Annotated in this window: 17 protein-coding genes; 10 read left to right on the forward strand and 7 right to left on the reverse strand. The window is 73.5% G+C overall.

Features of this window, described 5'->3' with window-relative positions; all coding sequences use genetic code 11:
- Positions 1–12: 12 nt before the first annotated feature.
- Positions 13–414 (reverse strand): DUF779 domain-containing protein, encoded by a 402-nt coding sequence (locus BMY04_RS14415; protein ID WP_091182112.1) that lies wholly within the window; start codon positions 412–414, stop codon positions 13–15.
- Between the two features lie 114 nt (positions 415–528).
- A complete protein-coding gene (locus tag BMY04_RS14420; protein ID WP_091182116.1) occupies positions 529–1,242 on the reverse strand; it encodes a hypothetical protein in 714 nt (237 codons plus the stop codon).
- A 53-nt stretch (positions 1,243–1,295) separates the two neighbouring features.
- On the opposite strand from BMY04_RS14420, the gene BMY04_RS14425 reads away from it, so the two are divergent.
- Complete coding sequence (locus tag BMY04_RS14425) at positions 1,296–2,198, forward strand: dihydrodipicolinate synthase family protein (RefSeq protein ID WP_091182120.1); 903 nt, start codon at positions 1,296–1,298, stop codon at positions 2,196–2,198.
- A 263-nt stretch (positions 2,199–2,461) separates the two neighbouring features.
- On the opposite strand, the gene aqpZ is transcribed toward BMY04_RS14425, so the two are convergent.
- The gene (gene aqpZ, locus BMY04_RS14430) at positions 2,462–3,244 is read right to left on the reverse strand and encodes an aquaporin Z (RefSeq protein ID WP_091182499.1); all 783 of its coding nucleotides are present in this window, start codon (positions 3,242–3,244) and stop codon (positions 2,462–2,464) included.
- A 277-nt stretch (positions 3,245–3,521) separates the two neighbouring features.
- On the opposite strand from aqpZ, the gene BMY04_RS14435 reads away from it, so the two are divergent.
- On the forward strand, positions 3,522–3,905 hold the full coding sequence (locus tag BMY04_RS14435; protein WP_091182124.1) for a nuclear transport factor 2 family protein: 384 nt from the start codon (positions 3,522–3,524) through the stop codon (positions 3,903–3,905).
- A 48-nt stretch (positions 3,906–3,953) separates the two neighbouring features.
- Here the strand turns inward: BMY04_RS14435 and BMY04_RS14440 are convergent, their stop codons facing one another.
- Positions 3,954–5,240 carry a nickel-dependent lactate racemase family protein gene (locus BMY04_RS14440; protein ID WP_091182127.1) on the reverse strand — a complete coding sequence of 429 codons (1,287 nt, stop codon included), beginning with the start codon at positions 5,238–5,240 and terminating at the stop codon, positions 3,954–3,956.
- A gap of 149 nt (positions 5,241–5,389) precedes the next feature.
- Here BMY04_RS14440 and BMY04_RS22815 point away from each other — a divergent pair, with 149 nt between their 5' ends.
- The 4 genes from BMY04_RS22815 (at position 5,390) to BMY04_RS14460 (ending at position 12,108) form a co-directional block, all read left to right on the forward strand.
- A complete protein-coding gene (locus BMY04_RS22815) occupies positions 5,390–6,493 on the forward strand; it encodes a WD40 repeat domain-containing protein (protein WP_091182130.1) in 1,104 nt (367 codons plus the stop codon).
- A 352-nt stretch (positions 6,494–6,845) separates the two neighbouring features.
- Positions 6,846–9,719: a choice-of-anchor D domain-containing protein gene (locus BMY04_RS14450; protein WP_170854153.1), complete on the forward strand. Its 2,874-nt coding sequence runs from the start codon at positions 6,846–6,848 to the stop codon at positions 9,717–9,719.
- A gap of 410 nt (positions 9,720–10,129) precedes the next feature.
- Positions 10,130–10,729: a response regulator transcription factor gene (locus tag BMY04_RS14455; protein ID WP_170854154.1), complete on the forward strand. Its 600-nt coding sequence runs from the start codon at positions 10,130–10,132 to the stop codon at positions 10,727–10,729.
- Positions 10,729–12,108 (forward strand): sensor histidine kinase, encoded by a 1,380-nt coding sequence (locus BMY04_RS14460; RefSeq protein WP_232506421.1) that lies wholly within the window; start codon positions 10,729–10,731, stop codon positions 12,106–12,108. Before BMY04_RS14455 ends, BMY04_RS14460 begins: the two co-directional genes overlap by 1 nt.
- Positions 12,109–12,124: 16 nt before the next feature.
- On the opposite strand, the gene BMY04_RS14465 is transcribed toward BMY04_RS14460, so the two are convergent.
- The 3 genes from BMY04_RS14465 to BMY04_RS14475 all read right to left on the reverse strand — a co-directional run bounded on the left by BMY04_RS14465 (position 12,125) and on the right by BMY04_RS14475 (position 16,728).
- Positions 12,125–13,831, reverse strand: a complete 1,707-nt coding sequence (locus BMY04_RS14465; protein WP_091182146.1) for a copper resistance CopC/CopD family protein — start codon at positions 13,829–13,831, stop codon at positions 12,125–12,127.
- A 1-nt stretch (position 13,832) separates the two neighbouring features.
- Positions 13,833–14,624, reverse strand: coding sequence for a YcnI family copper-binding membrane protein (locus BMY04_RS14470; RefSeq protein ID WP_091182150.1), 792 nt, complete (start codon positions 14,622–14,624; stop codon positions 13,833–13,835).
- Between the two features lie 169 nt (positions 14,625–14,793).
- Complete coding sequence (locus tag BMY04_RS14475) at positions 14,794–16,728, reverse strand: hypothetical protein (protein ID WP_091182153.1); 1,935 nt, start codon at positions 16,726–16,728, stop codon at positions 14,794–14,796.
- Positions 16,729–16,997: 269 nt separating this feature from the next.
- Here BMY04_RS14475 and BMY04_RS14480 point away from each other — a divergent pair, with 269 nt between their 5' ends.
- From BMY04_RS14480 to BMY04_RS14495, 4 genes are all read left to right on the forward strand, one after another.
- The gene (locus tag BMY04_RS14480; protein WP_091182157.1) at positions 16,998–17,396 is read left to right on the forward strand and encodes a response regulator; all 399 of its coding nucleotides are present in this window, start codon (positions 16,998–17,000) and stop codon (positions 17,394–17,396) included.
- A gap of 187 nt (positions 17,397–17,583) precedes the next feature.
- The gene (locus tag BMY04_RS14485) at positions 17,584–19,218 is read left to right on the forward strand and encodes a multicopper oxidase family protein (RefSeq protein ID WP_091182160.1); all 1,635 of its coding nucleotides are present in this window, start codon (positions 17,584–17,586) and stop codon (positions 19,216–19,218) included.
- 4 nt (positions 19,219–19,222) lie between these two features.
- Entirely contained in the window at positions 19,223–19,708 is a 486-nt protein-coding gene (gene lepB, locus BMY04_RS14490; protein WP_091182163.1) for a signal peptidase I, read from the forward strand.
- A gap of 31 nt (positions 19,709–19,739) precedes the next feature.
- On the forward strand, positions 19,740–20,714 hold the full coding sequence (locus BMY04_RS14495; protein WP_091182166.1) for a hypothetical protein: 975 nt from the start codon (positions 19,740–19,742) through the stop codon (positions 20,712–20,714).
- Positions 20,715–20,800: the final 86 nt, after the last annotated feature.

Genomic DNA, 20,800 nt, shown 5'->3' on the forward strand with positions numbered 1-20,800 from the left:
GCCGGGCGCGGGTCAGGCGCCGGCGACGTTCCCGAGGGGGCGCGCGACGAAGTGGTGGGTACCGTCCGGAGCGAGGGTGGCCTCGGGCGCGGCCCCCGCCACGACGTCGAGCAGGTAGACCGGCCGGTGGGCGCCGTCGTCGGCGTCCGCGTCGAGGTAGACCGGGCAGCGGTCGACCGTTCCGACGTGGCGGTCCGCCACGGCGACGGCGAAGTCACGCTCGGTCAGGCACTCCAGCCGCCGACCGTCGGGTCCACCCGGACCCACCTCGACGAGCACCACGGGCCCGCGCAGGGCGTGCAGCCGGACCAGCGCCTGCCAGGCGTCACGAGTGGTCGCGACCCGCGACCCCTCGCCGTGCGCGGTGGGGTGCTGGTCCGCGCGGAACGCCTCGGTCGTGGTTGCCGTCAGCATGGTGCTGCTCCTTCTCGAGCGACGCCGTCGGTGCGGGGTCGGTCGACCTGCGGCACGGGCGTACGAGCACCGTCGCCGCGCCCGCTGAGCACGACCTGTGCGGGCCGAGATCGGTCAGCCGGTGACCGAGCGCACCAGCGCCCAGCCGGTGAGGCCCAGACCGAGCGCCGCCACGGCCACCGCCTCGGGGCGACGCAGGTCGAGCCGGCCGAACGCCGTCAGCCGGCGCGACAGCGCGCTCTCCAGGCGCGGCACCCGGACCAGCAGCACGGCCAGCACCACGTACGGCAGCGCGGCCCCGACGAGGAAGGCCAGGTAGCCGACCGGCCACAGCAGGAGCGGCATGGTCCCGACCGTGCGGACCACGAGGTACATGGTGGCCGGCCCGGTGGTGCTGACCAGGCAGTTCAGCCCGACGACCGTCGCGAGCACCCCGGGCCGGTCGAGGCGGTCCGGTGGCTTCGGCGTGCGAGGGTGCCGCGCTGCGCGCCAGCGCCGCACGGCGAACAGGACGAGCGCGACGCCGACCGCGACGTCGAACCAGCGCTGCGCGACCACCGGCTCGACCCGGCCGGTCCACAGGGCGTGCAGGGTGTTGGGGCTGACCGCCGTCAGCAGCAGCGCCAGCAGCAGGGAGACGGTCCAGATCGCCGCGACGATCACGACCACCCGCCTCCGTGCTCCAGCGCGGACGCCGAGGACGCTGACCTCCACGCCGGCGGTGGTCGGGCTGGACGCCATGACGACGCCGAGGCCCAGCAGCAGGCCGACCTTGCCGAGCAGGACGCCGAGGTGCCAGCCGGCACCGGTCAGCTCGAGCGGGGTCACCGCCGTCGACCCGGCGGACGCCCGGCTCCGGCAGCACGCCGTACGGTGACGCCATGACCGCACCGGACGACCCCCAGGCCCGACCCGAACGCATCGTGGCTGCGGTTCCCACCCCGTTCGACGACGGCCTCGCCCTCGACCGGGACGCCTTCCGGGCCCTGCTGGTCGAGCTCGAGCCCCACCTGGACGCCGTGCTCGTGGCGGGGACCACCGGAGAGTTCATCGCCCTCGACGACGGCGAGCGGCTGGCGCTGTTCACCGACGCCCTGGAGGTCTTCGGGCCCGCCCGCACCATCGGCCACGTCGGTGCGGCCACGCGGACCGGCGTGGACCGGCTCCTCGACTCCGCGACCGACCTCGGCCTGGAGCGGCTGGCGCTGCTCACGCCCTACTACGTGCCGCTGGACCAGACCGCGCTGCTGGCGTGGTTCGCGGCGGCCGCCGGACGGCTCGGTGGACGGCAGCTGTACGCGTACCTGTTCGCCGAGCGCACCGGCGTCACGACCGAGGTCGCGACGCTGGGCGACGTGCTGGCCCTCGACGGCATGGCCGGGGTGAAGGTGTCGGGGGCCGAGGCCAAGCACCTCGACCGCTGGGTGGCCGCCGCGCGACCCGGTCAGTCCTGCTGGTCGGGGCTCGACGCCGGGCTCGACGGCACCCTCGCGCAGGGCGGCACGGGCATCATCTCCGCCAGCTCCACCGCGTTCCCCGCGCTCTACGGCCGCCTCCGGGAGGCGGCGGACGAGTCCGGGACCGCGGCGCGGCGGGAGGTCGACGAGCAGGTCGAGGAGGCCTTCGCCGTGACGGGGCCGTCCCTCGAGCTGCTGCACGCGGCCCTGGCCCGCCGCACCGGACGCCCCTGGGCGACCCGGCTCCCCGCGCCCGTAGCCACCGCGCCCCAGCTGGCTCGACTCGCGCAGTTCCTTGAGGCGCACCTCAGTCAGGACGCCGCCTGACCTGGTTCGCACAGCAGCACTCTCCCCGAGCTCGTCGAAGGGCAAGAACGGCCCCTGAGCTCGTTGGCGGGTGAGAACGCTCCCCGAGCTCGTCGAAGGGCGAGAACGCTCCCCGAGCTCGTCGAAGGGCGAGAACGCTCCCTGAGCTCGTCGAAGGGCCCGGAACGGGTTGGCGTCGTGCCCCACCCAAGGACGCCGACCTCTTCGAGGCCCTTCGACAGGCTCAGGGAGCGCCCTGGTGCGTGCACCGTGAGGAGCGCGGGTCAGGCCTTCTCGGCCGTGCCGACCTGCGGGTTGTTCGCGACGCCGACGTCGACCGCGCTCGGCCGGGCGCCGGTGATGGTGGCGTAGCTGGCGCCGGCGATGACCGCGCCGACGATCGGCGCGACGATGAACAACCACAGCTGCGACAACGCCGCACCACCGGCGAACCACGCCACCGCGATCGAGCGCGCCGGGTTCACCGACGTGTTCGTCACCGGGATCGAGATCAGGTGGATCAACGTCAACGCCAACCCGATCGCGATCGGCGCGAACCCCTTCGGCGCCCGGTCGTCGGTCGCCCCCAAGATCACGTACAAGAACGCCGCCGTCATCACGATCTCGCACAGCAACGCCGCCCCCAACCCGTACCCACCCGGGGAGTGCGCGCCGTACCCGTTCGAGGCGAACCCGCTCTCGCTCGCGCTGAACCCCGCCTTGCCGCTGGCGATCACGAACAGCACCAACGCCGCCAGCGTCCCGGCCACGACCTGGGTGACGACGTAGGGCAGCACACCCTTCCACGCGAACCGCTTCGCCACCGCCAGCCCGATCGTCACCGCCGGGTTGAAGTGGCCACCCGACACGTGACCGAACGCGTACGCCCCGGTCAGCACCGTCAACCCGAACGCCAGCGCGACACCGACGAAGCCGATGCCGAGCTGGACCCCGTCGTCGGTGAGGAACTTCGCGGCCAGCACCGCACTGCCGCAACCGCCGAACACCAGGCCAAAGGTTCCGAGGGCCTCGGCACCGAGACGCGCGCCGAGCTGAGGTTCTGCCATGAGCATTCCTTTCTCCGCTGTCCGTGAGATCGGCACCAGTCTCACGGAAGGACCGCGCCGGGGCGAGACCCAGCCGGGTGCTGTCGTGTGACGACTCGGCGTCAGTCCTGCTGCGGTGAGGGCACGGGAGGCGCCCGGCGCATCGGCGCAGCGCGGCCGGCGGGAAGGCTGGGGGCCGGGACGGACGCCGCGCGCCGACGTCCGGACCTCCCCGGCACCGCCCCGCACCGCCCCACCGCGCGCGCACCTGCCGCGTACGACACCCCAGGAGACGACCATGACCGGACCCGCGCAGGACTTCGCCGACCGCCTGACCACCTTCGAGCGGGACCGGGACGTCGACGCCTTCGTCGCGGCCGCCTTCTCCCCCGACGTGGTGCTGCTGCGGCCGGAGACGGGCCAGGAGCTCCAGGGCCACGACGGTGCCCGGACCTTCTGGTCGGAGTACCTCACGACGTTCGAGCAGGTCCGCTCGACCTTCAGCCGCGTGCAGGACGGCGCGGTCGGCGTGCTCGAGTGGACGAGCGAGGCCCGCCTCGCCGGCGGGCGCGACATCACCTACCGGGGCGCGAGCCTCCTCGACGTCGGCGAGCAGGGCCTGGTCACGCGCTTCGCGACCTACTACGACACCCGCCTCTTCCAGCCCGAGCCCACCGCGTAGCCCGCTCGCCCGCGGTCGAGCCCGAGCGACGGGCCGGAATCATCCGGCTCAGGGGACGTGCACGGGGACGGTGTACGGCCCGTCCGGGACGACGGCCACGTGCGGGTCCCCGGTCCGGCGGATGCTGGCGGCGACGGCGGCCGCGAGGTCGGCGGCGGGCTCGACTCCGGTCGACCGACGCTGCGCGGCGTCGAGCCCTGAGCAGAAGAGCTCGACGCGCCCGACGACCTGCGAGCGCAGCTGCATCTGGGTCTGCCACTCGTCCACGTCGGCGAGGGCCTTGCCCCCGAGCTCGGCCAGGAAGGCCGCCGGGCCCAGCCGGAGCAGCCGGGCCTGGGCGTCGGCGAACTCGGGCGACCCGAAGCCCTCGGAGCACTCGGAGGCGACGACGAGCGTCCCGCCCGGGGTCAGCACGTCCAGCGGCGTCACCATCGACTTCACCGTCTGGTAGTAGGTCTTGTCGAGCGGGTAGCCCCCGGCCGAGGTGAGCACCGTGCCGAACCGTCGCGGCGAGGAGACCTTCGACGCGCCCTCGGCGAAGGTCACGGCCGCCGCGTGGGACGCGACGACCTCGCCGAACGTCACCTGCAGCAGCCGCCGGTCCTCGTCGAGGACGGTGTTGAGCGCATACGTCTCCCCCACCATGGCCACGATCTGCAGCTGCTCCTCGTGGAGCGGGTTGTCGACGAGGTTGCACTGGGTCGCGAACGGGTCGGCCATGAACGCGTACGAGTGGAACGTGCGGATCGTGCGGTGCCCGGCGACCCCGGGGGCGACGACCTTGCGCCCGCCCGACCAGCCCGCCATGAAGTGCGGCTCGACCAGGCCGGTCACGATGCGCAGGTCGGCCTCGACGAACCGCCGGGCGAGCGTGACCGGCGTGCCGCGGGTCGGCGTCCGACCCAGGTCGACGAGCTGCGTCTCGTCGCGCGCGTCGTGGTTCTCGACGCGCACGTGCTCGAGCACCCACGCGTCACCGACCAGCTCGGCCAGCTCCGCACCCACGTTGGGCCGGTGCAGCCCCGTGGCGACGAGCACCGTGATGCTCTCGAGGGCCAGGCCCGCCCTGACCAGGGTCTCGATCATCGGCCGCAGGAACAACCCGTTGGGCACCGGCCGGGTGATGTCGCAGATGACGATGCAGGCGCTGCGACGGTCGCGGGCCAGCTCGGCGAGCGGCGCCGACCCGACGGGCTGCATCAGGGCCGTGGTCACCGCGGCCGCCGGGTCGGGCAGCGGCGGGAGCGCGGCCTTGCGGAACACGGTGACCTCGGCCGGCGCCGCGAGCTCGACCTCGAGCTGGCCGCGCCCGTACGCGAGCTCGACGCGGGTCATCGCACGCCGGCCACCGTCGGGATCTCCCTCACGCCCGCGACGCTACCCGGACCGGTGCGTGGGCCGTCGCACGCCGACCTCGACAACGGCGGACCGCGGATGCCGCCGGGTGCAGGTGCCGCCGCGCGGGCTTCGTCGATACTCGGCGGGTGACCGGACCCGAGCACCTCGAGGTCGGAGGCGCCCGCCGCCGCCCGTCCTGGTGGGTCCTGCTCGTCGTGGTCGCGCTCTTCGGGGGTCTCCTGGTGGTACGGCTGCACTCCGCGCAGGACCAGGCGCCGGACGCCGTGAGACCCCCGGGCGCCACGGCGCCGCCCACGGCCCCTCCGACCCCGGCGACCACGCCCTGGCCGGCCGGTCGAGGCCTCCCGTCGGGGACCCTCTACCTCGTCGCCGGCGACGAGGTCTACGGCATCGACGTGGCCGGCGGCCTCGTGCAGCCGCTCGGGCTCCATCCCGTCGATCCCGATCAGGCGCTCCTCACCGCCATGGCGCCCGGGGTCCTCGTCTCCTCCGCCGAGGGCCGGCCGAGGACGCGGATCTGGTTCCCCGGGGGTCTGCTGGGGCAGACGGCGGGCCGGGTGCGCTCGGCCGAGTCGGTCCTGCCCGCCTCGGGCGGAGACGTGTGGACCAGGACGCGGCAGGACTGGAGGCCGTCGGTGGGCGCGACCTGGGTCCGGGCGGGCGACGACGGCGCGCCGGGACCGCGGCTCCGGGTGCGCGGCCTCGCGGTCCCCGACGGCGCCGGCGGCCTGCTCGACGTCGACCGTTCGGGGGTGCGGGTCGCCTCCCCCGACGCCGACGGTGAGGTCGTCGGCACCTCCCTGATCGGGGTCGGGCCCGACGGGCTGGTCGTGGCCGCCTGCGCAGCCGGGTCCTGCACCCTCGAGCTGCACGACCGTGCGTCCGGCCGCACGACCGCTCTCGGCCCGTCCGAGGCGCCGAGCGTCGACTGGGTCAGCGCTGCCCTCGACCCCGAGGCGCTGTCGCCCGGAAGCCGGTTCCTCGCCGCCTCAGGCTCGGACCAGGCCGGCGCGTTCGAGGTGCGCATCACCGGAACGACGGCACCAGGCGTGGTCCGCCGCACGATCCCGGTGGGAAGCCGGCCCGCCGACCTCGCGTGGCTGTCCGACCGGTGGCTGGCCGTCACCAGCGCCGACGGCCTCCTGCTCTACGACGCCGACGCCGACGCCGTGGTCGCCCCGTCGCTCCCCCTCCAGCGGCCGACGCAGCTCGTCTTCGATCCGGCGTGAGAGGGAACTCCTCACCTCAGGCGGCGAAGGGCGCACCGCCCGGGGCGACGGTCGTCGAGGACCGCGTCGCCCACGCCTGGCCACCCTGCCGCGGCGACTTCGCCGAGCTGTGCTCCGCCCGCCGAGGTAGTCCGACGCGTCGCCGTGGCGTCGAGAACTGAGCTGGTCGAACACCGAGGGCGCCTGGACATCAGGACCTGCAGCACGGTCGGGGGCTGGACGTTCACGCAACCGTGTCCAGATGTTCTTCCGGGACGTCGTCGGATGGAGGGCCGGATCCCCCTGTCGGCGTCGACGATGGGCCAGCGCCAGGTCCGGCGCTCGTGGACTCGTCACCGTTGGGAGCATCGTCGTGCCCTTCGCCCTCCTGAAGCCGACCAGGCTGCTGGCCGGGATGCTGCTCGCAGCGCTCGCCTCCGCCGGGCTGTCGCCTGCATCGCCTGCGGCGGCCGACGTGACGACGGTGTCCGTCGACAACCTGCGCACCGGGTGGGACTCCCACGAGCCCGGCCTGACCCCGGCGGACGCGTCCGCACCCGACTTCGGTCAGCTCTTCGCGACCAAGCTGGACGGGCAGATCTACGCCCAGCCCGTCGTCGCGAAGGGCGTGCTGCTCGCGGTGACCGAGAAGGACAAGGCCTACGGGCTGGACCCGGTCACGGGCGCCATCAGGTGGAAGCGTGACGTCGAGCCCGAGTGGGCTGCGTCGAACATCGGCTGCGGCGACCTGGTCCCCACCGTCGGGATCACCTCGACCCCGGTCGTCGACCCCGCGACGGGGACGGCGTACTTCACCGCCAAGGTGGACGACGGCAAGGACGGCGACCACCCGCACTGGTACCTGCACGCGGTCGACATCACGAACGGCAAGGAGCGGGCCGGCTTCCCGACCACCATCAAGGGCTCCGCCGACAACGACGAGGACCTCGACTTCAACCCCAGGACCGCCATGCAGCGGCCCGGCCTCCTGCTCCTCGACGGCGTGGTCTACGCGGGCTTCGCGAGCCACTGCGACAAGCAGCCCTACGTCGGCTACGTCGTCGGCGTGGACGCCACGACCGGCAAGCGCACGGCGATGTTCGCGACCGAGACCGGCAGCTCGAAGGCGGGCGCAGGCATCTGGCAGTCCGGGGGCGGGCTCGTCTCCGACGGGAAGGGCCAGATCCTGTTCGCCACCGGCAACGGGGTCTCGCCGTCGCCGCGACCGGGCAAGAAGCCGCCGCACCAGCTCGCCGAGTCCGTCGTCCGCGTGACGGTCCAGAAGAACCGCACGCTCAAGGCGACCGACTTCTTCTCCCCGGTCAACAACACCCACCTCGACACCGACGACTCCGACCTCGGCTCCGGTGGGCCCCTCGCCATCCCCGACGGGTACGGCACCAAGGACCACCCGCACCTCCTCGTCCAGGTCGGCAAGGAAGGACGCGTCTTCCTGCTCGACCGTGACGACCTGGGCGGCAACGGCCAGCGGTCGGGCAGGAAGGACGACGTGCTCCAGAGCATCGGCCCGCTGCACGGCGTCTGGGGCTACCCGTCGTTCTGGGGTGGTGGTAGCGGGTACGTGTACATGACCAACAACCGCGGACCGTTGTCGGCGTTCAAGCTGAGCGTCTCGGGCTCCGGCAAGCCGTCGCTCAGCCGTGTCGGCACGAGCTCCGCGCGGTTCGGCTACACCTCCGGCTCCCCGATGGTGACCTCCACCGGGACGAACGCGGGCTCCGCGCTCGTCTGGGTCGTCTTCAGCGAGGGACCGACCGGCGACGGCGGCCAGCTGCGCGCGTACGACGCCGTGCCGGTCAAGGGTCGACTGAAGCTGCGGTACTCGGCTCCCATCGGCACGGCCACCAAGTTCGCCGTCCCCGCGACCACCGGCGGGCGCGTGTACGTCGCGAACCGCTCGGGTCAGGTCTACGGCTTCGGCCGTCCGTCGACGACCGCGCTGGCGAGCACGCCCACCGACTTCGGGATGGTCGCGGTCAAGAAGAGCGTGACCAAGCAGGTCACGGTGACCGCGAAGCGGAAGGTGAAGCTCACCAAGATCAAGACCAAGGCCCCCTTCTCGACCGGCAAGGTCAAGCTGCCGGTGACCCTCAAGGCCGGCCGGTCCCTGACGGTCCCGGTCACCTACCGGCCGAAGGCCGCGGGTTCGGACTCCGGCGCGCTCGCCTTCGTGACCACGACGGGGACCTTCGCCTTCGACCTGCACGGAGCCGGGACCAAGGACGGCCTGCTCTCCGACCCCTCGACCCTGGACTTCGGCGAGGTGCCGTCGGGCGGCACCGTGACCCTCGACGCCAGCATCACCAACAGCGGCTCGACGAGCACCACCATCACGGGTGCGACCAGGCCGAAGGCACCCTTCAGCACCGACGCGCTCACCGCGACGGGCACGACGCTGGAGGCCGGCGGCTCGGTGTCGGTGCCGATCACCTTCGAACCGTCCCGGGCGGGCACGTTCAAGAGCACGCTCGTGGTCAGGTCCTCCACCGGTGACGTCAGCCTGCCGATCGAGGGGACGTCGGTCACGGGGGTGTCGCGGCTGAACATCACCCCCGGCGCCGTCCAGTTCGGCTCGGTGCCCCTCGGGACGACGGCGACGAAGACCTTCGACATCACGAACACCGGCAACCTGCTCCTGACCCTCACCAAGGCAGCTCCTCCGACGGCGCCCTTCCAGGTGCCCGATCCCGTCTCCGAAGGCCAGCAGATCGAGCCCGGTGACGTCATCCACCAGTCCGTCACCTTCCGCCCGACCCGGGTCGGCTCGTTCGACGGCACCTACTCGATCACTGGCAACGACGGGAAGGGTGCCCACCTGATCAGCGTCCACGGCACCGCCGTGGCGCAGCCCGTCTCTCACGCCATCACGGGCATGGGAAAGTGCGTCGACGTTCGCAAGAGCAGGACGAAAAACGGCACCGCCGTCCAGCTGTACACCTGCAACCAGACCAAGGCGCAGGCCTGGGCCCACGACGGCACCACGTTCCGCTCCCTCGGCAAGTGCCTCGACGTCAAGAAGAGCGGGACGAAGAACAAGACCAAGGTCCAGCTCTGGGGCTGCAACGGCACTGACGCCCAAGACTGGACCATCGGAGAGAACGGCTCCCTGGTCAACGCCGGCTCCGGCCGGTGCCTCGACATCCCGCACAGCGCCGCCAAGAACAAGGTCCAGCTGCAGATCTACGCCTGCAACGGTTCCGAAGCCCAGCGCTGGTCGTTCGGCTGAGCGGGCGCCGCAGCCGGGCGCGGCGAGGCGGCGAGCCGGTGAGTCATGCCGACCCGGAGGGAGCGGTCGACGGCGGCGGCGACCTCGGGAGCCAGCGGAACGATGCCGCGCCGCGCCGCGCCGGTGGCCGGGCCCGCAGGGCGCCGAAGCCGACTCGGCGCGTTGACCGGACCACCGCCCGCCGCGAGGCCAGCGCCCTCGGACACCGAGTTCGACCTCGCTCCGCCGCCCCCTCCGACCGGCCTCGCGCCCGCTCGGAATCGCTGACCTCAGTCACTCCCACGGCCGCGAGAACTGCCCTATCTTGATGGGCGACACGAGCTCGGGGGGGAACGATGTCACCAGTTCACGGCTGCGTCGAGCAGGCGGGCGAGGCTCAGAAGGAATCGACCGAGACGACGGTGCTGGTCGTGGACGACCACCAGTGCTTCGCCGATCTGCTGGCGGCGTCTTTGGACTACGTCGACGGGATGCGGTGCGTCGGCACCGCGTCGGACGCGGACGAAGCCGTGGAGAAGGTCAGACGGTTACGGCCCTCCGTCGTCGTGATGGACATCCAGATGCCGGGCACCGACGGCCTCGCCGCCACCCGCGCGGTCCGGCTCGCGAGCCCGGAGACCGCCGTGGCCGTGGTGACGGCCCACCAGGACCGCGAGTGGGTGGTCCGCGCGGCACGCGCCGGCGCCTCGGCCTTCATCCCCAAGGACGGCTCCCTGGCCGAGATGATCTCGCTGCTCAAGGGCGCCCGGCCGGGCACGATGCAGGTCGCTCCGTCCGCCCGCGGGTCGGCGCACCAGGATCCTCCCGAGGACCACGGCCTGACCGCTCGCGAGCGCGAGGTGCTGGGCTACATCGCGCAGGGCCTCGAGGTCAAGAGCATCGCGAAGGTCATGGGGATCACCGTCCACACGTGCCGGAGCTACATCAAGTCCGTCTACGCGACCCTGCAGGTCAGCAGCCGGATCGCGGCGGTCAACCGAGCACGTGAGCTCCGACTGATCGCACCGTGATGCCGCGGCGGCGGGCGGGGTCGCGCACGGTCCGCTCCGGTGCGCGTCGCGAGCTGGTGGTGGTCATCGGCTTCGGCCTCGTCGCGATGCTCGCGATCGGCCTCGGGGCGGCGTTCGCGAGCAGGTCGGTGGCGCAGTCCCAGGCGTTGGACGACTCGGAGCGGATGACGCAGCGGCTGGCCGACCTCGTGGTCGGACCTCTGCTGGCCGGCTACCTCGAGGGGGACGCCGAGGGCGTCAGGACGCTCGAGCAGGCCGTGCGCAACCGCATGGCCGACGGGTACCTGACGGAGGTGGTCGTGTGGTCGAGGGACGGCCTGGTGCTCTACAGCGACAAGCCCGGGGAGGTGGGGACCAGGGCGCCGCTCTCCCCCGACGTGCTCGCCGCGATCGACGGCCGCATCGTCTCCGCCTTCGAGGACGACGCACCCGAGGCGGACGCGGCGTCCGGCGGTGCCGTGGACCCGCGTGCGGACGACGCCCGCTACGTCGAGGTGTACGTCCCGCTGCGGCTGGACGGGCGGCCGCCGATGGCCTTCGAGGCGTACTACGACTACCAGCGCGTCGACGAGGTCGCGAACAGCCTGCTGTCCCAGACGCTGCCGCTGGTCCTGGTGCCGCTGCTGCTCCTCCAGCTCATCCAGGTCCCGATCGTGCTGTCGCTCGCACGCCGCCTGCAGAGCCACGAGCACGACCGGGCCCGGCTGCTCGAGCAGGCCCTGACGGCGTCGGACCGCGAGCGCGTCCGGTTCGCCGCCGACCTGCACGACGGTCCGATCCAGGACCTGGCCGCCATCAGCTACGTCCTCGGCGCTCTCACGCCAGGGGCCCCCGAGCGCGAGACCGCGCTCATGACGCGGGCCCAGGAGGCGCTGCAGCGGTCCATCGAGAGCCTGCGCACGCTGATGACCGACCTCTACCCGCCCGACCTGGGCAGCGCCGACCTCGGCGACACGGTCACCGCCCTCGCCTCCGAGCTGCGGACCGAGGGCCTGGACGTGACCCTCGACGTGTCCCCGGTGGGACCGCTGGACACCGACACCGCCACCGCGCTCTACCGGGTGGCCCGGGAGTCGTTGGTCAACGTGACCAAGCACGCCGGTGCGGGGACGGTGTCGGTCCGGCTGGGTCTCGTCGACCCGGCCCGCCCCGGCGGCGGTCCCACCGTGGAGCTGGAGATCAGCGACGACGGACGGGGCATCGCCCCCGACCGGCTGGACCGGCGCGGCGAGGGCCACCTCGGGCTGCGGCTGCTGGCGGACCGCGTCGACGCCCTCGGTGGGCGCCTCACCGTGACGACGACCCCGGACCACGGGACCACCGTGCGGGCCGTCCTCCCGGCGACCACGGCCGAGACCTCCGGGTCGTCGAGGTCCTGATCCTGCGCCCTGGTCCTCAGCGGGCCACGTCGACGGCGAGCAGGGCGGTCGGTTCGCTGTAGCGGTCGGTCCGCACCGACACCTGGACCTGCCAGCGTCCCGCCTCGGGCAGGGTCACGTCGGCCCGGTAGCGGCCGGCGCCCTCCAGACGCGTCACCCGGGCCGGCAGCGGACCCAGGGAGCCGTCGGCGAGACGCGCCGACACGGTCGGCATCGCCTCCGTCGCGAGCGGCGCACCATCGGCGTCGCGCAGGCTCAGCTCGACGCCGTTCGCCCCCACCCGGGCCGGCGCCAGCCTGACCTGCACGCTGCCCGTCCCGAGCGGGAGCCGCTGCGTGCTCGAGGCCGACGACGTCGCCGCCGGGCGGGCGCCCTCCGGCGCCCCTGGGTCCTGCATGGTCAGCAGGCCGGTGACCGCCAGGACCACGACGAGGAGCACCGCCTCGTCGACCACCGCCGAACGGAGCCGGCGCCACCGGCTCTCGTCGTCGGGACGGCGCCCGACCACACGCAGGAGGTGCACCTTGTTCCACACCGCGAGCACCGCCACGACGCCGACGACCGCCAGCTTGGTCGCCAGGGCGCGCCCGTACGTCGTGGCCCACAGCGACCGCGGCGCGTCCAGCACCAGCACACCCATGGCGGCACCGCTGATCCCGAGGAGCACCACCAGCACCCCGGCCAGGGCGGAGAACCGCACGACGACGGCGGCGACCTCCACCGGGTCCGTACCCGTCCGCCGGGAACGGCGGAGGTGCAGGACCAGCCCGAGGAGCCCGCCGAACCAGACCGCCGCCGCCGACGCGTGCACCAGGTCGAGCACGTTCATGAGCCAGAGAGGATGCGTCGTCCGGGTGTGGCCGCCCGGGAGCACGGCGCCCACGGCCACCAGCGCGCCGACGAGGGTGGCGACCCGGGCGGCTCGACCGTGCGCGCGCTCGCCCACGAGCAGCAGCACACCTCCACCCACCACCAGGCCGAGTGCCACGGCGGCCGGGCTCGCCGCAGCCCGGCTCCAGGTGCCGGGCGAGGCCAGCTCCGGCAACGTCCCGGCCCGGTCGCGGACCGCTCCCAGGCCGGCGACGAGGGCGGACGACACGACCGCGAGCACGAGTGCGCCGCGCGCGAGGCCGGCGCGGGCGTCACGCCCGCGGGGCCCGCGTAGCAGCAGGTCGAAGACGCGGAGACCCACCGCCCCCAGCAGACCCACGTACGCCAGGACCTGGACGAGCACCAGGGCGCCCCGCACCGGGTCCGACGAGGAGTCGGCGTCGGGCGGAGCCGTCGGCGCCGCGGACGTCTCGCCGACCGCGAACGCGAGCACGCCGCTCACGGGGTGCGAGTCCGGGGAGACGACCCGCCAGCCCAGCAGGTAGCTGCCGCGCGGCAGGTCGGCTGGCAGGTCGACCGTCACGACGGTGTCCAGCGCGACCGCGGACAGCGAACCGTCGCCGCCCGGGCGGTAGCGGCCCTCGCTCGTGTAGAGGGCGAAGCCGCCCTCGACCGGGTCGACCGGCTCGGTGAAGCTCAGCCGTACGGCGCTGGGGGCCACGTCGAGGACCGACCCGGCTGCCGGGTCGGAGCTGGCCAGCCCCGCGTGAGCGTCGGCGGGCAGCGCGGTGCCGAGGGCGAGGAACGCGGCCAGCACCAGCAGGGCGGCCAGGCGGCGCCGCAGGGGACGACGACGGGCGGCCGGACCCACGCGGCGGTGGTGGGTGCGCACCTCAGGACCGCGGGGCCCGTGCGGGCGCCCGCCGGGAGGACCACAGCGCAGCCGAACCCGCCGCCAGCCCGAGGGCCCCGAGCGCCAGGCCCGCGGGACCCGTCCACGAGGTCCCGGTCGGCCGGGCGGCGGTCACCTCCGCGCCGGCGCCGGAGCCCGTCGACAGGTCCGCGTCGGCCGCGCCGGCGTGGTGGTCGCCCGAGCCGCCGGCCGCCCCGTGGTCGTCCGGCTCGGCGGCCGTCACGAGCACCACCGGTGCCGGGTGGTCGAGGTCGTCGTGGTCCTGGCCGGCGGCCGGGACCTGCGTCCATGCGGTCTCGCCCTCGACGCAGGTCTGCAGCGTCGGGAACGCCAGCTGCTGCCCCGCCGCCTCGGCGGGCAGCGCGACCTGCAGCGACAGGCTGTCGCGGAAGCCGTCCGGCAGCGGCCGGCGAGCCGTCCAGACGACCTCGGCCACCCGGCTCGTGATCTGGTCGCCGTCGTCGGCGGTGACCGGTGGGTCGAGCTTCTCCTCGACCTTGCGCACCTGCCAGCCGGGGTTGACGGCCGGCACGACGTCGTCGATCCCGGCCGGGACCTGCACCGAGATCCTGGTCGTCGGCGAGCCCTCGCAGCCGTGCGGGACGGCGAGCGTGAGCAGGGCGTGGGAGCCCGCCGCCGTGCTATCGGCCGTCATCCCGACGTGGGCCTGGGCGCTGCCCGGGACCAGCACGACCAGGGCGGCCGCCCCGAGCGCCGTCGCCACGACGCGGACGGGACGGCCGGGGAGCGGGTGGCGGACGGTGCTGCTCATGGTGGTCTCCTTCGGGGTGCGCGCGGCGCGCGAGTAAGGGTGCGGACGACGGGCCGGGACGGACGGCGTACGGACGGACGGACGGACTACGGACTGCGGACGGCGTACGCGGGAGGACGTACGGGGGCGGGTGGGAGGCCGGGTGCGTCCGCGACCTCCCACCCGCGACTCAGCGGCCGACCGTTGCGGTGGTGCTGCCGCCCCGCGTGCTCTGCACCAGGACCGACGTCACCTGACGTGTCGGGCCGGGCTTCTGCCGCAGCGGCCAGGCGCCGAGCGTGTCGACCGGTGCCGTGCCGAGCTTGACCGGGGCCGCCGGGTTCGTGGTGTCCCAGACGACGACCGTCGTCGCCGGCGTGCGCACCCCTGCCTGCCCGTCGACCAGCGAGGTCCCGTCGATGCGGAGCTCGGTCCCGAGCCGGTGGCGGGCTCCGGCGAGCACGGTGACGACGTCCTGCTTGACGGGCACGGTCACCTGGGTCTCCGAGCTGCCCGCCGCGTTCGTGGCGACCACCTTCAGCACCACGGGGGCCCACGGCTGGGCCGGGGCGGTCGCCGCGGTGGTCGTCGCGAAGGGCAGCGTCAGCGTGGGCTTCGACGTCGTGGCTCCCGCGAGGGACGCGCCGGTGGGCGCGCTGACGGTGGTCCAGGCGTAGCTGGTCGCCCCCGTGGTCCCGCTCGCGTCGAGGGTCACGGTGCCGCCCGGGAGCGTCGGCGTCGGCGCCGCCACGGCGACGACCGGGGCCGAGGGGGCCGGGTTGTTGCCGGTGTTGTCGTCCTGCGGACCGGGGTCGGGAGCGGGCGGCACCGGCGGCAGGCCGGGCGGCGTGACCGCCCCACCGGTGACCGTCACCGGGAACGTGACCGGGGACCCCGTGCTGGACCTCACGCTCACCGTCGCGGGTGGTGCGGTCACGCCGAACTCGACCGGCGCCTTGCTGGGCAGGGAGCCGATGCCGACCACCGTCAGCGGGTAGCTCGCGTCGTCGCCGTCGGCGGCGACCGTCAGGGTGGTGCCGTCGTAGTCGGCCCGGGTGACGGTCACGTCGGCGAGCTTGACGACCGACGTGCTGACCGGTTTGTCGGCGATGTTGCGCACCGTCACCGAGGCGGGCTTCGCCCCGGCGGCGAGCGCGATCCGCGCGTAGTGGCGGCTGCTGCCCGCGTCGTTGGTCATCGGCGTGCGCGCGTACTGCCCGTCGACCCCGGCCACCTCCAGCTGGGCCCCGGTGCTGGTCGCGAAGACGTCCAGGAAGCCCCCGTGGACCTGCGCGAGGTCGGCCGTCACGCCGGTGTTGGTGGCCAGCTTGCCGGAGACCGAGAACTGGTCGGTCGAGGCGATCCGGCTGCCGTCGGTCGCGAAGGCACCGAACTGGTTGACGCCGTTCCGGCCGCCCACGACCGTGTGGGTCTGGGCGGGGTCGCCGAGGTAGCCGGCCGGCGCGGCCGGCGCGACCGCCGGGTCCCACCGGAGGAACGGGCCGAAGTTGCTCTTCAGCGCGGTGCTGAAGTTGCCGACCGCCGGCGAGATGTCCTGCACCAGGCGTCCGGCACCTGTCGCGTCGGTGTCGACGGTGGCCTCGCCGAAGGGGTGCTTGAAGGTCACGGTGGTGCTGCGCTGCGCGCCCTTGACGACGATGCGGGTCCGCGCGAACGTCAGCTGGTCGCCGGCGATCGGGTCGTCGTTGGCGAAGGCCGCCTCCAGGCCGAGGGTCAGCGTCGCGCTGCCGCCGCCCGGCAGGGTGAGGCTGCTGTCCACCAGCTGGTAGAAGAACTCCCCGGGGAAGTTGTCGGGGAACGCGACCGGGACGTCGGGGTCCGGGATGTCGCCCGGCAGGAACCCGCAGAGCGGGTCGTCCCCGTCCAGGCAGGGCTCGACGCGGGTGCCCGCGCTGTCGCCGTACCAGGCGGGGAAGCCGTGGTCGGTGTTGACCGGTCCGACCGCGGTCAGGCCGCCCGGGTTCGTGACCGTGACGCGCGTGACGGCCTCGGAGGTCGTCGCGACCCCGACCACCAGGAGGACGGTCGCCGCCGCACCGGTGAGGCGCCGGGCACGCCGGCTTCGTCGGGCAGCGCCGCTGCGGGTCTGGGAGGGGTTCGTCACCCCTCGCGAGTAGTGCTCCATCGTCGGCTCCCCCTGTCTCAGGTGCCCGTTCGCCGGGACGCGGCGCAGGCAGGTGCGATCAGGCTCCGTCGGCGCCGGGGTCGCGAGGAACCCTCGATGAGGGGGGCGGCGCACCCACAGATGAGGGGGCAGCGCTCGACCCCCGCGTCGGTGGGGACGGGCCGCACCCACGTGCGGGTGGCCCTTTGCCGTGCCGTGCCACATGCTGGGTCGCGAGGTAGGACGACGTCTGCGGCAGGAGGTGGAGCATGACCCGGGTGCTGGTCGTCGACGACCACGACTTCTTCCGCACGTGCATGGTGGACCTCGTCGCCTCCACCGCCGACCTCCGCGCGGTCGGGGAGTGCCGCGACGGCACCGAGGTGCTGGACGCCGTCCGCGTGCTGCGGCCCGACGTCGTCCTGATGGACGTCCGGATGCGGACGCGGACGGGGCTGGAAGCGGCCGCCGACCTGCGCCGCGCCGGCGACGGCGCCCGCGTGATCCTGCTCAGCTCCGACCCGGTGCACCGGCACCGACGCGCGGCCGAGCGCGAGGGCGTGGCGGGCTACCTCATGAAGGACGCGGACGCCTCACGGGTCCTCGAGGCGATCCGGCGGGTGGCGTCCGGGGGCACCGCGTGGCCGGAAGAGCGCCTCGCCGGCTGATCGGGCCGGGCGGCGCCCCCGCATTTGTGGGGGGACGCACCCCCACTCGTGAGGGTTCTGCCAGCACCTCGGATTCGCGAAGGTTGGGTCTCGAACGGGGATCCAGCCTTCAGCACCCGAGCAGCGCCGGCACCGGCACCTCGACGCACCTGGTCCCCGAGCCACAGATTCCCGGGGGGGACCACACATGAACGTCACACGACGCGACGCGCTCAAGCTCGGCGGACTGGCCGCCGTCGGCACGGCGGCCTTCGGGCTGCCGCTCGGCCGTTCGGTCAGCGGCGGCACGCCCAGCCTGCTGGCCAGCAAGAACTTCCCGCCGCGCTACACCAACGCCTTCCGGCCGCTCGAGAAGCTGGTGCCGACGGTCACGTACGACGCGGACGGACCGATCCACAACTACGACATCTGGGCCAAGCCCGGGCTCGCCGGCATCGTGCCGGGCCTGCAGACGCCGGTGCTGGGCTACGGCGGCGTGGTGCCGGCGAAGCGCATCGACGTGGACCAGGGCACGCGCATCACGATGACGATGCACAACCGACTGCCCGCCACCCACCCGGTCTTCGGCACGCCCGTGTCGATCTCGACCCACCTGCACGGCTCGGCCTCGCTGCCCCAGTACGACGGCTACGCCAGCGACCTGACCGAGTCGCAGCAGAAGAAGGTGTACCACTACCCGAACTTCCAGCCGGCCCGGACGCTGTGGTACCACGACCACGGCGTGCACTACACCGCCCAGAACGCGTACTCGGGGCTGGCGTCGCAGTACCACCTGCACGACCCCGACGAGCGGCGCCTGCTGCCCCAGGGCGAGTTCGACGTGGCCCTGACGCTGTCGGACATGATGTTCCAGGCCAACGGCTCCCAGCTGTACGACGACCGCTCGCACTCCGGGCTCTGGGGCGACGTCATCCTCGTCAACGGCACGCCCTGGCCGGTCATGAAGGTCAAGAAGCGGGTCTACCGGTTCCGGCTCCTGAACGCCTCGCTGTCGCGCTCCTACCGGCCCACGCTGTCCACGGGGGACCCCGTGTACATGGTGGCCACCGACGGCGGCCTGATGCCCGCGGTCGTGCCGGTCTCCGAGTGGCGCCACGGCAGCGCGGAGCGCTACGAGTTCCTCGTCGACTTCCGCAAGTACGCCACGGGTCAGCGCGTCGAGCTGAAGAACCTGAGCAACCCGAACAACCGCGACTTCGACTTCACGGGCAAGATCATGGCCTTCGACGTGGTCGGCGACTCCTTCGACAAGACCGACCCCACCTGGGACCGGCCCAAGCCGGTCATGGCGCGACCCAACGGCGACCCCCTCGCGAGCAAGGAGGTCATGGGTCTGACCGAGACCAAGGACATGAAGGTCGTCACCATCCGGGTGCAGCGCGACGACACGACCAACGAGTGGAACCTCAACGGCGAGACCTGGCACGACGTCGTCGACTCGGAGTACAAGAAGGTGCTGGCCAGCCCCGACCTCGGCGAGACCCAGGTGTGGGAGATCCAGAACAACTCGGGCGGCTGGTTCCACCCGGTGCACATCCACCTGATCGACTTCAAGATCCTCAGCCGCAACGGGCGAGCGCCCTTCGCCTACGAGCAGGGGCCCAAGGACGTCGTGTACGTCGGCGAGGGCGAGAAGGTGCGCCTGATCATGAAGTTCGGTCCGCACCGCGGCAAGTACATGGTGCACTGCCACAACCTGCCGCACGAGGACCACGACATGATGCACCAGTTCAGCGTGGGCCTGAAGAGCGACGACGTCGACGACAACGACCCGATCCACGCCGACCCGGCCGTCGACGACGACTCCCCCACGGGCGCCTGAGCCGGTGCGCGTCCGGGTCCTCGTCGCCGGAGCCCTGGCCGTGGCCGGGCTCGTCGCCGCACGGTTCACGGTGTGCGACGCGGTGCGGGTGTCCTCGGGCAGCATGGCGCCCACCGTGTGCACCGGGGACGTGGTCGTGGTCGACCACCTCGCCCCGGCGCGCGGGCTCGAGGTCGGCGACATCGTCACCTTTCCCCGGCCCGGCGACGGGGCCGAGCAGATCAAGCGTGTGGTCGCCACCGCACGGCAGACGGTGGCCATCGCCGACGCCGTGCTGCTGGTGGACGGACGTCGCGTCGACGAGCCGTACGTCGACCTCGCCACCATCGACGGCGTCTACTTCGGTCCCGTGACCGTGCCCGAGGGCGGCGTCTTCGTCATGGGTGACGACCGAGAGCTCTCGATCGACTCCCGCTCCTTCGGCCCCGTGCCCGAGAAGGACGTCGACGGTCGCCTGGTCGGCACCCTCTGGACCGCCTGCCCCGCCTGAGGCGGGATCCCGCTCGAGCCAAGGAGCACCGATGTCCACCCTCGTCCAGCGCACCGCGCCCAGCGTGCGAAGCGGGCCGCACGACCTGGCCCGGACGCGGCCCGACGTCATCGGCACGGCCGTCCTGGCGGTGCTCGCGCTCCTCCTCGGCGTGCGCTGGTGGCAGCACGCGGACGGCGTGCCCCTGTCCTGGGGACCTCCGCCCGCCGAGGCGCTCTTCCTGCTGCCGGCCGCCCCCGTCCTGGCGCTCCTCGGCCTGCGCAGCGCCACTCGCGGAGGCGGCGCACCGCCCGGTCACGTCGCGCGCGCCGCCGCCCGCTGGGCCGCCGTCTGGGCCGCCGTCGGCACGGCCTGGCTGCTCACCACCGTCACCCGTCTCTACGGCACAGGCCTCGCGGGCCTGCTCCAGGTCGACAACCTGGTCGCGGTCCTCAGCGCCAGCGACGTGGTGCTCCCCCGCCTGGCCGCCGTCTGGGTCGCCCTGCTGGTCGCCCTCTTCGCCCGGAGTCTCGATCGTGCGCAGTCGCTAGCCGCCCTCGCCCTCGTGGGTGCCGCTCTGCTCGCCGTCGCACCGGCCGGCGGCTCCGGCCACGCGCACGCCGAGCAGGCCCACCCCCTCGTGCAGGCAGCGGCAGGGGCCGAGCTGCTCGCGCTGGCACTCTGGTCGGGCTCGATCGTCGCGGCGTTCCACCTGCGCACACCGATCCTGCGGACGCGAGGCCATCTCGAGCGTTGGGGTCTTCTCGTCTCGGGCGCCGCACTCGCCCTCGGCGCGGCGCTCGTCCTCGCCGGTCTGGCTCGCCCGGAGCAGCCGGCTCCGGCCGCGTTCGCGGCAGGCCGGCTCGCCGCGGTCGCGGCGGTCGTCGGGGTCGGCCTGCGGCACCGACGGCGCACCCTCGAAGCGGTCAGCGCGGGCCCCGCCGGGCTGATGGGAGCCCTGGTCGGCGCCGAGCTCACCGTCCTCGCGGCGGCCGTCGCCCTCACGCTGGTCCTCGAGCTCGCCTGACCGCCACGCCGTGACCCAGCCGAGCCACCCTCGCAGGAGGGCCGTACCCGAGGCTTGCGTGCAGGACCGGTCCCCCGGGGGTAGGA

Source organism: Microlunatus flavus (assembly GCF_900110855.1).
GTDB lineage: Bacteria > Actinomycetota > Actinomycetes > Propionibacteriales > Propionibacteriaceae > Microlunatus > Microlunatus flavus.